The organism is Gordonia sp. N1V (assembly GCF_029269935.1).
Taxonomy (GTDB): Bacteria; Actinomycetota; Actinomycetes; order Mycobacteriales; family Mycobacteriaceae; genus Gordonia; species Gordonia polyisoprenivorans.
Map to the genome: position 1 here is coordinate 86,007 of NZ_JARJDD010000010.1, position 13,754 is coordinate 99,760.

General features: G+C 67.2%; 13 protein-coding genes. 5 read left to right on the plus strand and 8 right to left on the minus strand.

What is annotated here, in order from left to right; all coding sequences use genetic code 11:
- Positions 1-24 precede the first annotated feature (24 nt).
- On the minus strand, positions 25-1,236 hold the full coding sequence (locus tag P3L18_RS14610; protein ID WP_006369376.1) for an acetyl-CoA C-acetyltransferase: 1,212 nt from the start codon (positions 1,234-1,236) through the stop codon (positions 25-27).
- Positions 1,237-1,366: 130 nt separating this feature from the next.
- Here P3L18_RS14610 and P3L18_RS14615 point away from each other — a divergent pair, with 130 nt between their 5' ends.
- Both P3L18_RS14615 and P3L18_RS14620 read left to right on the plus strand, forming a co-directional pair.
- Positions 1,367-2,536, plus strand: a complete 1,170-nt coding sequence (locus tag P3L18_RS14615) for a TetR/AcrR family transcriptional regulator (RefSeq protein ID WP_079931397.1) — start codon at positions 1,367-1,369, stop codon at positions 2,534-2,536.
- Positions 2,537-2,612: 76 nt separating this feature from the next.
- Positions 2,613-3,542 carry an adenylate/guanylate cyclase domain-containing protein gene (locus P3L18_RS14620; protein WP_014358599.1) on the plus strand — a complete coding sequence of 310 codons (930 nt, stop codon included), beginning with the start codon at positions 2,613-2,615 and terminating at the stop codon, positions 3,540-3,542.
- On the opposite strand, the gene P3L18_RS14625 is transcribed toward P3L18_RS14620, so the two are convergent.
- Genes P3L18_RS14625 through P3L18_RS14640 form a run of 4 tightly spaced genes read right to left on the minus strand, consistent with a single transcriptional unit; the run spans position 3,515 to position 6,657 of the window.
- On the minus strand, positions 3,515-4,609 hold the full coding sequence (locus tag P3L18_RS14625) for an ATP-binding cassette domain-containing protein (protein ID WP_276114522.1): 1,095 nt from the start codon (positions 4,607-4,609) through the stop codon (positions 3,515-3,517). The two genes, P3L18_RS14620 and P3L18_RS14625, sit on opposite strands and share 28 nt — an antisense overlap.
- Before the next feature lie 5 nt (positions 4,610-4,614).
- Positions 4,615-5,397, minus strand: a complete 783-nt coding sequence (locus P3L18_RS14630) for an ABC transporter permease (RefSeq protein WP_276114457.1) — start codon at positions 5,395-5,397, stop codon at positions 4,615-4,617.
- 17 nt (positions 5,398-5,414) lie between these two features.
- Positions 5,415-6,182, minus strand: a complete 768-nt coding sequence (modA, locus tag P3L18_RS14635) for a molybdate ABC transporter substrate-binding protein (RefSeq protein ID WP_276114458.1) — start codon at positions 6,180-6,182, stop codon at positions 5,415-5,417.
- Positions 6,183-6,237: 55 nt separating this feature from the next.
- A complete protein-coding gene (locus P3L18_RS14640; RefSeq protein WP_006369370.1) occupies positions 6,238-6,657 on the minus strand; it encodes a TOBE domain-containing protein in 420 nt (139 codons plus the stop codon).
- A 185-nt stretch (positions 6,658-6,842) separates the two neighbouring features.
- On the opposite strand from P3L18_RS14640, the gene P3L18_RS14645 reads away from it, so the two are divergent.
- Together P3L18_RS14645 and P3L18_RS14650 are read left to right on the plus strand one after the other, a co-directional pair.
- Positions 6,843-7,856 carry an ATP-binding cassette domain-containing protein gene (locus P3L18_RS14645; RefSeq protein WP_079931400.1) on the plus strand — a complete coding sequence of 338 codons (1,014 nt, stop codon included), beginning with the start codon at positions 6,843-6,845 and terminating at the stop codon, positions 7,854-7,856.
- A complete protein-coding gene (locus tag P3L18_RS14650; protein ID WP_014358596.1) occupies positions 7,853-8,710 on the plus strand; it encodes an ABC transporter permease in 858 nt (285 codons plus the stop codon). The genes P3L18_RS14645 and P3L18_RS14650 overlap by 4 nt, the downstream gene beginning before the upstream one ends.
- A 236-nt stretch (positions 8,711-8,946) precedes the next feature.
- Here P3L18_RS14650 and P3L18_RS14655 read toward each other — a convergent pair whose 3' ends face one another.
- A complete protein-coding gene (locus tag P3L18_RS14655) occupies positions 8,947-10,257 on the minus strand; it encodes an ROK family protein (protein WP_026920390.1) in 1,311 nt (436 codons plus the stop codon).
- A 526-nt stretch (positions 10,258-10,783) separates the two neighbouring features.
- On the opposite strand from P3L18_RS14655, the gene P3L18_RS14660 reads away from it, so the two are divergent.
- Complete coding sequence (locus tag P3L18_RS14660; RefSeq protein WP_276114459.1) at positions 10,784-11,866, plus strand: sigma-70 family RNA polymerase sigma factor; 1,083 nt, start codon at positions 10,784-10,786, stop codon at positions 11,864-11,866.
- A 12-nt stretch (positions 11,867-11,878) separates the two neighbouring features.
- Here the strand turns inward: P3L18_RS14660 and P3L18_RS14665 are convergent, their stop codons facing one another.
- Positions 11,879-13,066, minus strand: a complete 1,188-nt coding sequence (locus P3L18_RS14665) for a GGDEF domain-containing protein (RefSeq protein ID WP_276114460.1) — start codon at positions 13,064-13,066, stop codon at positions 11,879-11,881.
- Positions 13,067-13,186: 120 nt separating this feature from the next.
- A complete protein-coding gene (locus P3L18_RS14670) occupies positions 13,187-13,591 on the minus strand; it encodes a glyoxalase (RefSeq protein ID WP_276114523.1) in 405 nt (134 codons plus the stop codon).
- Positions 13,592-13,754 lie beyond the last annotated feature (163 nt).

Sequence of the window (13,754 nt, forward strand, 5' to 3'; positions counted from 1 at the left end):
CAGATTCCTTTGGTGAGGTGGCCGTCAGAGACGCTCGATGATGGTCGCGACGCCCATGCCGCCGCCGATGCACAGGGTGACCAGGCCGTAGCGACCGCCGGTGCGCTCGAGCTCGTCGAGGCAGGTACCGAAGATCATCGCGCCGGTCGCACCGAGCGGGTGACCCATCGCGATCGCGCCGCCGTTGACGTTGACCTTCTCGTGCGGGATCTTCAGATCCTTCATCCACTTCATGACGACCGACGCGAACGCCTCGTTCAGCTCGAACACGTCGATGTCGTCGACAGTCAGACCGGCCTTCTTCAGCGCCAGCTCGGTCGCCGGGGTCGGACCCGTCAGCATGATCGAGGGCTCCGAGCCGACCTCGGCGAAGGCCACGACGCGACCGCGCGGGGTCAGGCCGTTGCGCTTGCCGGCCGCCTCACTGCCCAGCAGCACGACCGCGGCACCGTCGACGATGCCGGAGCTGTTACCGCCGGTGTGGACGTGGTTGATCTTCTCGAGGAAGGGGTACTTCTGCATGATCACGTCGTCGAAGCCGGCCATCTCGGCGAGTGCGGCGAAGGCGGGCTTGAGCTTGCCCAGCGATTCCACGGTGGTGCCCGGACGGCGGTGCTCGTCGTGATCGAGCACGATCACACCGTTGATGTCACGAACCGGAACCACCGACTTGGCGAAGTAACCACTCGTCCACGCCTTCTCGGCGCGATTCTGCGACTCGACGGCGTAGGCGTCGACGTCCTCGCGGCTGAAGCCCTCGATGGTGGCGATGGTGTCGGCACCGATGCCCTGAGGGGTGATGTAGTGGTCATAGGCGGTCGCCGGGTCCATGAACAGGGCGCCACCGTCGGAGCCCATCGGGACACGGCTCATCGACTCCACGCCGCCGGCCAGGACCAGATCGTCGAAGCCGGAGGCGACCTTCGATGCCGCCATGTTGGTGGCCTCCAGGCCCGACGCGCAGAAGCGGTCGATCTGGGTGCCGGGGACGGTCTCGGGCAGACCGCTGTTGAGAGCCGCGGTGCGGGCGATGACGCCGCCCTGCTCACCGACAGGCGACACGACACCCAAGATCACGTCGTTGATCTCTGCCGGGTCGAGTCCCCCGTGCCGGGCGAGAACCTCGTTGATGATCCCCGATGCGAGATCAACCGGCTTGATGCTGTGCAGCGCTCCGCCGCGCTGCTTGCCACGCGGCGTACGCAACGCCTCGTAGATGAATGCTTGATCGGCCACGATGCTGTGTTCCTTTCACATGAACCGGAGACGGTTACCACGACAGGCTAACGCGGAATAACTTATTTGGCCATACCCGGTGGTCAACACTTGATCCGGACCGGCAATTCTGCGCTATGGTCGATTCACCATGCCTAGCCCGAAGCCCACCCGCGCCCGACCGGCCGACCGCAAGCGGCAGCTCGCCGACCACGCGGCGACGCTATTCGCCGAGCGCGGCTACACCCAGGTCGCCCTCGCCGACATCGCGCGGGCGGCCGGTGTCACCGCGCCCTCGGTCTACCGGCACTTCGCCGACAAGCACGCCTTGCTGTTGGCCGCGGTGATGGGCGGCGTGGACGAGTTGGAGGCGTGCACCGACCGGTTGCTCGAGGGCACCGACTCGAGCCCGGAGGAACTCGTCGACGCGGTGTGTTCGATCGGGGTGCGCAGACCCGCGGCCACGTCACTGTGGCGCTCGGCCAGCCAGCACCTCAGCGAGGAGGAGAACCGGGTGATCGTCCTGCGCATCCGCGGCGTCATGCACCGGTGGGCCGGGGTCCTCGCCGCGGGCACCGGCATGCCCGAACGCGAGGCCGTCGAATTGTGTTGGGCGACGCTGAGCGTCGCCGGAAGTCTGGGCGTGCACAACGCGCGCCTGTCGGCCACCCGGTCGTTGGCCGAGCTCAAGATCCTCGTGCATCGGCTGATCACCCTGCGACCCGACTCGGCCCCGCCGATGGTGCCGGCGCCGGTGATGACCGGCGGATCCCGTACCCGCCGCGACGAGATCCTCGACGCCGCAGCCGAATTGTTCGCCCGACGCGGCTATGCCGGTGTGGGCGTTGACGATATCGGCGCCGCGGTGGGGATCACCGGTCCGAGTGTCTACCGGCACTTCAGCTCGAAGCTCGCCATCCTCGTCGGCATCGGCCGGCGCAGCGCCACCCGGCTGGAGGCCGGCGCGATGGCCGCTCATTCGACCACGTCGGACAGCGCGAAACTCCTGTCCCTGCTGGTCGATTCGTACGTCTCGACGCTCACCTCCAGCCCGGACCTGTCGGTCGGTTTCAACAACTCGGCGGTCTTCATCGGCCAGTCCGACGCCGCCGACCTGCTCGACGTCCAACGCAACTACGTCGCCCGCTGGGTCGACCTGATGACGCGCACCCATCCCGACCTCGACCGGCCGGAGGCAGGCGTGGCCGTACACGCCGCGTTGTCGATCGTCAACGACGCCGTCCGCGTCCGACGCGGCACCTCGCGCCCCGACTTCCCGGCCCGGATGGCATATCTGATGAAGGGTGTCCTGGGGGTCTGACACGAGGCTCGTGTCAGCGGCGTACGCCACCACCGTTGCTAGACTCACCGGGACCACGACGACGGGAGCCGCCCCGATGAGTTCCGCCGCTGATCCCGGTGAGCCACGCTATTCCCGCGACGAGCTCATCGCCGAGCTGGGAGTCTCGCCGGAGTACGCCGAGAGGCTGTGGAACGCCTTCGGTTTCGCGCATCGGACCACGACCGACAAGATCTTCACCGCCGACGAGGTCGACGCCTTGCGGCTGTTCGCCAGTTCCGAGGAGACCCTGCCGGAGCAGGCCCAGATCGCCACCGCCCGGGCGATCGGACAAACGATGTCGCGGCTGACCGAATGGCAGGCCGACCAGATCCTGGATCTCGATCGCAATCCGGACGTCCCGTGGACCCGCGAGCAGATGATCGGCGCCATCGATGTCATCCAGCGATTGATCTGGCGGCGTCACCTCAAGATCGCGCTCGAACGCGACGTCGCCCGCGACTCCGACGAGAAGCACGATCTCGTGGTCGGTTTCGCCGACATCGTCGGCTACACAAGCCTGTCGCGGCGCATCGGGATGGGCGAGCTCGAAGATCTACTCGAGAACTTCGAGGAGCGCACCTTCGACATCGTCACCGACCGCGGCGGTCACGTCATCAAAACCCTCGGCGACGCGGTGATGTTCAGCTTCGACGACAGTGCCGACGCCGCCGCCGCGGCGCTCGCGATCCAGCGACTCAGTGACGACGGACCGATTCCACCCCTACGAGTCGGGCTCGCCCGCGGTGCCGTCCTGAGCCGGCTCGGCGACCTCTTCGGTGAACCGGTCAACATCGCTGCCCGCCTGTGTGGTTCGGCCCGGCCGGGTACCGTCCTGGTCGACGAGGCACTTGCCGCCGACCTCACCGACGCCGAACCCTTTCACCTGCGGTCGATCTCACCACTGTCGGTGCGGGGGTATCGCAAACTGCGGGCCAAGGTCCTCGAGGCCAACAAGTACTACGAGGGTGATCCGGCAGCGCCGTAGACCGAGACCTCGGTGGCCTTCACGCTCAGCACGACGTCGGTGCCCGGACTCAGATCGAGGTCGACGATCGACGCCCAGGTCACCTCGGCCCCGATCCGATGCTCGCCGCATCGAGTGCGGACCAACGCCCGATCACCCTGCGGTATCACGTCTTCCACGACTCCGTGCCAACTGTTGCGCGGACTGCCCTGCGGGTCTCGGAGATACACCGCCACCGCGCGCGGCGAGAAGGCCGCCGCCGCCCGACCGGCGGCTGCGGATTCGACCACGGTACCGACCACCCGGATGCCGTCGTCGGCGACAACAATGCCGGCGTCACGCAACTGCCCGACGATCAGGTTCGTCCCGGCCAGCGACGCCGTGAACGCCGATTCGGGCCGGGTGAGCACCGAGGTGGTGGGGCCGGTCTGCACGATGCGGGCGTCGTCGATCACCGCGATCCGATCGGCGAGGCTGACCACGTCGATCAGATCGTGGGTGACCAGCACCGTCATCCCGGCACGGTCGGCGAGGAGATGACGCATCAGCGAACGCATCTGTTGGGCCACATCGACATCGAGCGCGGCGAACGGCTCGTCGAGCAACAGCACCTCGGGTTCGGTGGCCAGCGCACGCGCGATCGCAACCCGCTGCGCCTGCCCACCGGACAGCCCCGACGGCATGCGGTCGGCGAGGTCGGCCACCCCGACCGCGTCGAGCCAGCACTGTGCCCGATTCCGGATGTCCTTGCGCGACAACCCGGCCGCCGCCGGGCCGAATTCGACGTTGCGCCGCACCGACAGATGACCGAACAGTCTGGCCTTCTGCTCGAGCAACACCACCGATCGACGGTGTGGTTCCACAAAGGTCCGGTCGCCCTGCAGAATTCGCGATCCGACCGCGACCCTGGAGTCGGGGGTGCGACGCAGGCCCGCCACGATCGACAGCAAGGTCGACTTCCCGGCTCCGTTCGGGCCGATGATGCCGAGGGTGTCGCCGGGCGCGACCTCGATATCGGCGACCAGATCGGGGACAGTGCACCGCACCGACGCTCGAAAACCCTGCTGCTCGAGCGAATTCATCGCCATACCGGTCACGCCGCCACCACGGTCGAGCGTCGCAGGTGGACACCGACGACGATCACCAGGGCCACGACCATCAACACCAGGGCGAGCGGCAACGCCTGACTCGGGTCGTTGATCGCGTCGAGGTAGATCTTGAGCGGTGCGGTCTGCGTGGTTCCGGGAAGGTTCCCGGCGAAGGTGATGGTGGCACCGAACTCGCCGAGTGCACGGGCGAATGCCAGGACCCCACCGGCCAGCAGCGCCGGACGCGCCATGGGCAGCGTCACCCGCCACAGGGTGCGCGTCGGTGACGCACCGAGAGTCGCCGCGATCCGCTCGAACCCCTGATCACCACTGCGCAACGCGCCCTCCACGCTGAGCACCAGAAATGGCAGTGCCACAAAGGTTTGCGCGATCACCACCGCCGGAGTGGTGAAGGCCAGCGTGATGCCGACGCGGTCGAGGTACTGTCCGACGAGACCGTATCGACCGAGCGCATAGAGCAAGGCCACTCCCCCGACCACCGGCGGCAACACCAGCGGGAGCAGAACCAGTGCGCGGACGACCCGGACGACGACGCCGTCGTAGCGGGCGAACACGATGGCCATCGGCACCCCGAGTACCACGCAGACCACGGTGGACACCACCGCGGTGACCACCCCCAACCGCAGTGCCGCAACGGAATCCGGTGAGGTCACCGAGGAGACGAAGATCCCCCACGGCATCCGCACGATGATCGCCAGGGGCCCGATGAGGATCAGCGCCACCCCCAGCAGGGCGGGCAGATGAATCCATTGGGGAACGCGGCGCATCCGGAGATCGGCGAGGGTCAGTTCGGCGCGGCGAAACCGGCGTCGGTGAGGATCTTCTGACCGGTCTCGCCGAGCACGAAGCTCATGAAATCGGTTGCCTGCTGCTGATGTTTGCTCGCCTTGAGCGTCGCGATCGGATAGTTGTTGACGACCTTGCCGAAGGCTGCGTCGTCGACCACCGTCACCTTGCCGGGCACCGTCTTCGCGTCGGTGACGTAGACCAGTCCGGCGTCGGCTTCACCGGAGGTGACCTTGGTGAGTACCGCGGTCACCGACGACTCCTCGCTCACCGGCTTGACGTCGACGCCGGTATTGCGTTCGACCTCGGCGGTGGCCGCACCACAGGGCACCTCGACGGCGCACACCACGGTGCGGATCGACGGATCGGAAAGGCTCGCGAAATCCCGCACCTGCTTGGGATTTCCGTTCGCGGTCACGATCACCAGGGTGTTGCGGGCGAAGACCTGCGGCGCGTTCACGAGACCGCCGAGCTTGCCCATGGTCGGTTCGTCGGCGGTCGCGATGACATCGGCGGAGGCACCCTGCTTGATCTGATTCACCAGCGCCGACGACCCGGCGAAGTTCAGCGTGACATCGACGTCGGAATGCTGCTTCTCATAGGCGGTCTCGATCTCGGTGAACGTCTTCTTCAGCGACGCCGCCGCGTAGACCGTCAGCGGGGTCTTGTCGTTGTCGTCGGAAGAACAACCCGCCGCGAGGCCGGCGATGAGCGCTGCGGCGCTCGCCAGGCACGCCAAGCGGGTCACACGTCGAACCGTGGTCATCTGTACTCCTTGTCGGGGTTACGGGAGATATCGGGATCGCTCACTGAACGACGGGTCACAAATCCGCGGCGGCACGTTCGACGATGACGGTGGTCGCCTTGACCACCGCGGTCGCCACGACACCTGGCTCGAGTTCGAGTTCGCGGGCCGCCTCGGCGCTCATCAGCGAGGTCACGGCGAACGGCCCGCATTGCAGACCCACCTTGGCCATCACCCCGTCCATCTCGACATCGGTGACCAATCCGGTGAACCGGTTGCGCGCCGAGGTCAGCATCGGCGATGTCGCGGCATCGGCGTGGGCGCGTTCGACGGCGATCTCGGCCAGGCGCGCACCGTCGACCGTCGTGACCCCGCCGGCCGACCCGGCAGCGTTGTCGGTGCTCGCGGGTAACGTTCCGGCCGCAATCCATCGCCGCACGGTGTCGTCGCTGACTCCCAGCAGAAGCGCCGCATCACGGATCCGGATCGAGGGCATGGCACGTAGCTTATCCGCAGAATCGGAGAGATCGTCGCTCACCAGCCGTATTCGCGGTATTCGACGTGTGTTTGCTCGTTCACCGATGAATTGCGCATGCGCTCGCGGTCCATACCTGCGAGCACTGCCGGCGCCGAGAAAATCGCTGGCCAACCCACCCGTTCCGTCTACTAGCGTGGAGAACCATGACCGCAGCACCCTCCTCAGGAGCCGCATTCGGCGACCATCCCGCGATCGAAGCTGTCGATCTGGTCAAGACCTTCGGCGACTTCACCGCCGTCGACGGCGTGTCGTTCTCCGTGGCCCCGGGATCGGTTCTCGGGCTGCTCGGCCCCAACGGCGCCGGCAAGACGACGATCGTGCGCATGATGACGACGCTGTCCACCCCGACCAGTGGCACCGCGCGCATCGCCGGTCACGACGTCATCGCCGAACCCGACGCGGTGCGCCGGAACATGGGGTTGACCGGGCAGGCCGCCACCGTGGATGAGATCCTCACCGGTCGCGAGAATCTCAAGATGATCGGCGGGCTCTACGGCATCGGCCGTCGCGACCTCGCCCGGCGCAGCGTCGAGCTCCTCGAACAGTTCTCGTTGGCCGATGCCGCCGACAAACAGGTCCGCTCGTACTCAGGTGGTATGCGCCGACGACTCGACCTGGCCGTGAGCCTCCTGGCCGCACCACCGGTGCTGTTCCTCGACGAACCGACCACCGGCCTCGATCCGCGCAGCCGCAACGAACTGTGGGACGTGTTGCGCGAGTTGGTGAAGTCCGGAACCACCTTGTTGCTGACCACCCAGTACCTGGAGGAAGCCGATCAGCTCGCCGACGACATCGTCGTCATCGACCGCGGCGCGATCATCGCCCACGGCACGCCGCTGCAGCTGAAACAACAGGCAGGCGCGGCCAGCGTGGTGATCACCGTCTCCGACGACGCCGACCTCCCGCAAGCACGGGACCTGCTGTCGCGCAGCGGCAACGAGGTCTTCGTCGACGAGAACGCGCGGACCGTCACCACCGCTGCCGCGGGATTGTCGGATCTGACGCGCATCGCCGGCTGGTTCGACGACTCACAGATCGCCGTCGACGACCTCGGCCTGGTCCGTCCGAGCCTCGACGACGTCTTCCTCTCCCTCACCGGCCATCGCGCCGAAGACGCCCCTGCCGACGACGAGTCGGCCAACGAAGGAGCAGCATGACCACCACGAGTGCCTCCACTACCGCGACCGCCCGTACCGACCGGCCTGCGGTACACCAGACGAACCTGGCGCAGCAGTCCTGGATCATGGTGCGCCGCAATCTCATCCATACCCGACGCATGCCCGAGATGCTGTCGGATGTGACGATTCAGCCGATCATGTTCGTGGTGCTGTTCGCCTTCGTCTTCGGTCCGGCGATCAGCCTCGGCGTACCCGGGGTGAGCTACAAGGAATATCTGTTGCCCGGCATCATGGGACAGACGATCGTGTTCACCGCGTTCATCGTCGCCACCGGGATCACCGCCGACCTGGAGAAGGGCATCGTCGACCGCTTCCGGTCGTTGCCCATCCGCCGGTCGTCGGTGCTGGTCGGACGCAGCATCGCCAGCCTCATCCACTCCTCGATCGGCATCGTCGTGATGGCCCTGACCGGGCTGATCATCGGCTGGCGGATCACCACCTCGGTCGCCGAGGGCGCGTTGGGTTTCGCGCTGGTGCTGCTCTTCGGTTTCGGGATGATCTGGTTCGGTGTGCTGATCGGTTCGTGGCTGCGCAGTGTCGAGGCCGTCAACGGGTTCATGTTCTCGATCCTGTTCCCGATCACCTTTGTCTCCAACGCCTTCGTGCCCACGCAGAACATGCAGTCGTGGCTGCGGGCGATCGCCGAATGGAACCCGATGTCGGCGCTGGTTCAGGCGATGCGCGTGCTCTGGGGCAACGGCCCCGACGCCGCGGCCGACGCCGCCTGGCCGCTGCGTCATCCCGAACTGGCAACGCTCATCTGGGCGATCATCCTGACCGCGATCTTCTCCCCGTTCGCATTGCGCAACTACGCCAAGCGCACGGCCGACTGACCCGGCAGGGAGCACCCGCCGCCGATGGTCGACGTGCTTACCACCGGTTCGAGACCCCCTGCGCCGACGCCGATTCCGAACCAGCACCGGCCGACAACGGTCTCGAGGCTCCTCGCCCCAGGGGGCTCGTCACACCTCGACCAACGGCAAGCGACCATCCCACCCCGATGGTCGAGGTGCGTAGGAGCGATAGCGACGAAGCCTCGAGACCCCCTTGCGCCGAGGCTGTTTCCGTACTACTCCGTGACTGCGAGCGCGGCGAGCGGATCGCTGTAGACGGCGTCGAGGGAGACCGCACCGGCTGCCTGCTGCTGGACCGTCGTGCCCGAATGCGAGACGCGGACATCGCGATTGGGCACCACCGAGGTCTCCCGCAGCGATCCGGCGACGACGGGCAGGGTCGTCGGGTAGTCGGTGAAGGCCTGCCCACCGAGGATCACGTGATCGGGGTTGAAGATGTCGGCGATCAGCGCCACCGTACGGCCGAGTACCTGAGCTCGCTCCTCGAGCAGGGCGCGGGCGGTCGCGTCACCGCTGCGGGCCAGAGCCAGCACCCCCTCGATGTCGTTGACCGGCAGATTCAGCGACTGCGCCGCCTCGACGACACCCGTATCCGACACGGTGGGCTCGAGCCGACCGGTCCGGTTCGGGTCGAGCAGCGTGGTACCCGACGCAGGGAAGTGCCCGATCACCGGCGGCCCTCCGGCAGGGGTGTGCACGGTGCCGTCGACGCTGAAGGCGATCCCGACCATCTCGCGGGCGTAGAAGTACAGGAAGCTCGACCGCTGATCGGCGTCGGAACCGCTGGGGTTCACGACGAGCTCGGCGGCGGCCATGGCCTCCACATGCGACGCCACCGACACCGGCAGCCCCACCGACTCGGCGATGACCTGCCCGACCGGAGCGTTCTCCCAGCCCAGGCGTGGGTGGTCGACGAATCCGCCCGGCGACACCCGACCGCCGACGGCGACGCCGGCCCAGAGGACGCGACGAGTGGTCCAGCGGCCGAGAAAGCGTTGGGCGCTCTCGCCGATTGCGGCGAGGGTCTGTTCCGGGGTGTCGGCGATCGGGGTGGGGATCTGGATCGCGCCGACCACGCGGTGGAGCAGATCATGCGTGGTGATGGAGGTGACCTTGTAACCGATGTGGATGCCCAGGGTCAGGAACGTCGAGACGTTGAGTTCGAAGGGCAGTCGCGGCCGCCCGATGGCGCCGGCCGGTGCGAGATCGGCGCGTTCACGCAGCAGTCCGGCCTTGAGCAGTGCGCCAACCTGGCGGTTGACCGTCGAGATGGACAGTCCGGTGAGTTCGGCGGCTTCGTCCCGGAACACCGGGCCCGAGAGTCGGGCGGTACGCAGCACCAGCGCCGAGGGCTTGGTGGAGAGTTCGAGTTGCGGGGTCGCTACGTGGATGCCTCGACCCCCCTTGCGCAGCGCCCGCGTATCGACCCGGGCGGAACCACCGGGGATCGGACGGGGCCGGACGACGCGCGGCGAGGCGGGCGACGGAGCGGTGGTGCGGGTGCGGTGGTCGATCGTTGCGGTCATGAGTGAATGTGTCCTCGTGAATGTGCCACAGGCTGCCATCGGCGTCCAACGGTCGAGTGTCTCGACGGGGGGGCTGCGGCGCCGAGGCTTTCAGCACCGCGAATGGCGTTGTTGTGGGAAGGGTTGTCAAAGAGGCGAAGGAGATCGCGGGCGTCGGGAAAGGACGCTGAGAGACTCGGCGATCAGGACATTCGACAACAACACAGGACACGAGCGAACGGCAGACGACAACCCAGGGCGGTGATCATGTAGGTCACCTCCGGGATGCGGCTGTTCTCGCTGCACGTCATGGACCTCAAGCTAGCAATCGGCGCGCCGCATCCGCAAGCGCGCACGTGCACACGTCACACCTGGCAACACGCGCCCTGACCTGCACACATGGGCGCTCACCGGCGATGATAGGCCGACCGTGGTGCGCCGACCCGGGTTTGACGCACGCCGCACAAAAGTCGCCGGGGCCCGCCACCGGGTCGTGAGTCTGTCAATCGCCTGGAAGCTGTCGGGGGGCCGTCGTAGCCTTGTCTGCATGTCCGTCACCCCCGCCACTCCTCCGGCGACGACTCTGGCCTCCGGCCCCTCCGACGCCGAGTTCCTGGCGGCCACCGAGCCCTTCCGCCGCGAGATCATCGCCCACTGTTACCGCATGATGGGGTCGCATCACGACGCCGAGGATCTCACCCAGGAAACCTATCTACGCGCGTGGCGCGGGTATGCGAAGTTCGACCGGCGCGCGTCGGTCCGCACCTGGCTGCACAAGATCGCCACCAACACCTGCTTGACGGCGCTGGGCAGCAGCCAGCGTCGCCCGCTGCCGTCCGGACTCGGCGGCGACGCGTACGACCCCACCGACACCCTCACCCAGGACCACGAGGTCCCCTGGCTCGAGCCGTACGCCGGCACCGTCGACGAGATCACGCCGGGCGACGACGCCGACCCCGCCTATGTCGTCGGCGCACGCGAATCCATTCGTCTCGCGTTCATCGCCGCCCTGCAGCACTTGCCCGAGCGTCAGCGCGCCGTTCTGATCCTGCGGGATGTGTTGCAGTGGAAGGCAGCCGAGGTCGCCGACACCATCGGCGTCACCACCGCCACCGTCAACAGTCTGCTTCAGCGCGCTCGGGATCAGCTGAAAAATGTTCGCACCGAAGAGGATTCGGCATCCACACTCGATGACGACGCGAAGCGCGAGTTACTGGCCAAGTACGTGTCGGCCTTCGAACGCTACGACGTCGACGCCATCGTCGACATGTTCACCGATTCCTCGATCTGGGAGATGCCGCCGTTCACCGGTTGGTATCTCGGCGGCGAAGCCATCGGCACGCTCATCCGCGGCAATTGCCCTGCCGAGAAGGCAGGCGATCAGATCCTGCTGCCCACCATCGCCAACGGGCAGCCGGCCTTCGGTTTGTACATGCGCGAGCCCGACGGCGTCCATCGTCCGTTCCAACTGCAGGTTCTCGAGTTGGACCCCGAAGCCCGTGCGGTCGCCCACGTGGTCGCCTTCTTCAGCGAGACCATGGAGCAGGACTTCGCCCGCTTCGGGCTCCCGGCCACCCCGTACGACGCTCCTGCCGCGGCCGGCCCCAGCGCGTATCACCAGCCGGACTGAGTCGCCCGCCCGTCACGCGATGTTCTCCGACGCCACTCCATCTCGCCGCGGGCGCCCGCGACCCTTCGCCCGGTACATGGCCTGATCGGCCTGTTCGACCAGCTCGTCGAACAGGTTGGCCGACAACGGCTCTGCTGCGGTGGCGATTCCGGTCGACACGGTGATCGACGGGTCCGGGAACGCACTGATCGCGCGGGCGGCGGCCCGGGCGCATGCCCGGAACCGGTGGTCACCGACCCGGCCGATGACCACGAATTCGTCGCCACCGACGCGCGCGATGAGTGCCTCGGGACCGAAGACCTCGGTGAGTACGTCAGCCACCCGGGTGAGCGCGGCGTCGCCGGCACCGTGCCCGAAGGTGTCGTTGACGTGTTTGAAGTCGTCGACGTCGACCAACATCACGCCGCACGCCTCACCGGAGACCGGGTGCACCACGGACTCGGCGTCGAGACGTGCCAGATGGTCGACGAGGCCACGCCGGTTGGCGACGCCGGTCAACGGATCGCACAGTGAGTCGTCGGCGTTGGTACGCATCACCCAGTATGCGAACTGCACGACCGGCAGGCCCGCACACACCATCATCTCCCCCAACGCCTTCGGCATCCCGACCCCGACGAGCACGGCGATACCCTGCCCCCGGCCCAGCAAGATCAGCAGGACCACGAGCACCACGCCCGTGACGGTGAGGTGGACGGCCTGCACGCTCGGGGTGGAGAACAGTGCCACCACGATGCCGAGGACGGCGAAGAACGAGATGCCGGCGATACCGGTGATGCGGTCGGAGTGTTGCAGACAGGCGGCGCCGATGGTGATGTCCCCGACGATGACCAGCCCGACGATCTCGCGCTGGCTGGGCCATGGCCCCAGCCAGCGCAGCGCCCACAGCACCCCCACCGCCACGCAGATCCACATGACCAACCGGCTGCTCGAGTAGGCCAGTTGCGCGCCCACGATCGCATTGAACAGCACCGCCAGAGCCATCACCAGCCCGCCGAGGGCACAGCAGTGCGCCAGGAATCGTCCCCACCCGCGCCGCGCGCAGAACTCGCGTAGCCACCGGCCCTCGTCGCCGGAGCGTGACCATTCGCGAATGAGGTCACGAACCGGCCGGCGACCGACTCCACTCGGTTGTTGCCCTGCGTGCGACTCGCCTGCGTGCGACTCGCCTGTATGCGACTTGCCTGTGTGCGTCTTCTCCACCTCGTGGTCCTCCCCACCGCATCCGGTGCCCGGAACGGACCATCGCGATTCGCTGAAACAAATAATCGCATTCGGCAGGCGCAACGCTACTGTCGAGTCAGCTATCGGTCATTCACTTCGTCAACCCGGCTCGCCGGCGATCTGCGCGCCGTCCATCCACACGAACTCCCAGGCGTGCCCGTCGGGGTCGCAGAAACTGCGGGCATACATGAAGCCGAGGTCGTCGGCGGCACGCAGCGGCGTGGCCCCGGCGTCGAACGCCGCGTCGGCGCATCGGTCCACCTCGGTCCGAGACGACGCCGACAACGCCAGAACTGCCTCCCGCCCGGCTCGCAGATCAGCCACCGGCGACGACGCGTAGCCGCAGAAACGGTTGCGGCGGTGCATGATCACCATCGTCTGCTGGTTCACCGACATGCACAGGGTGGACCGATCGCAGAACATCTCGTCGAAGACGAATCCGAGCCGGCCGAAGAACTCGCGCGATCGCGACACGTCGGCGACGGGCAGATTGACGAACATCATCGGCGCCACCACCCACCGCCCGGTCCGGAACTGCGCCGTCCGCGCCGTCCGGAGAAGGGTGTCGGGGGATCGCAGCTGTGCATCGTCACCAAGGACTGACCCGTCGGCACCCGCGAAGTCATCGGCAGAGGTCATGCCCACCCTCGAGGTCACCGACGTCGAG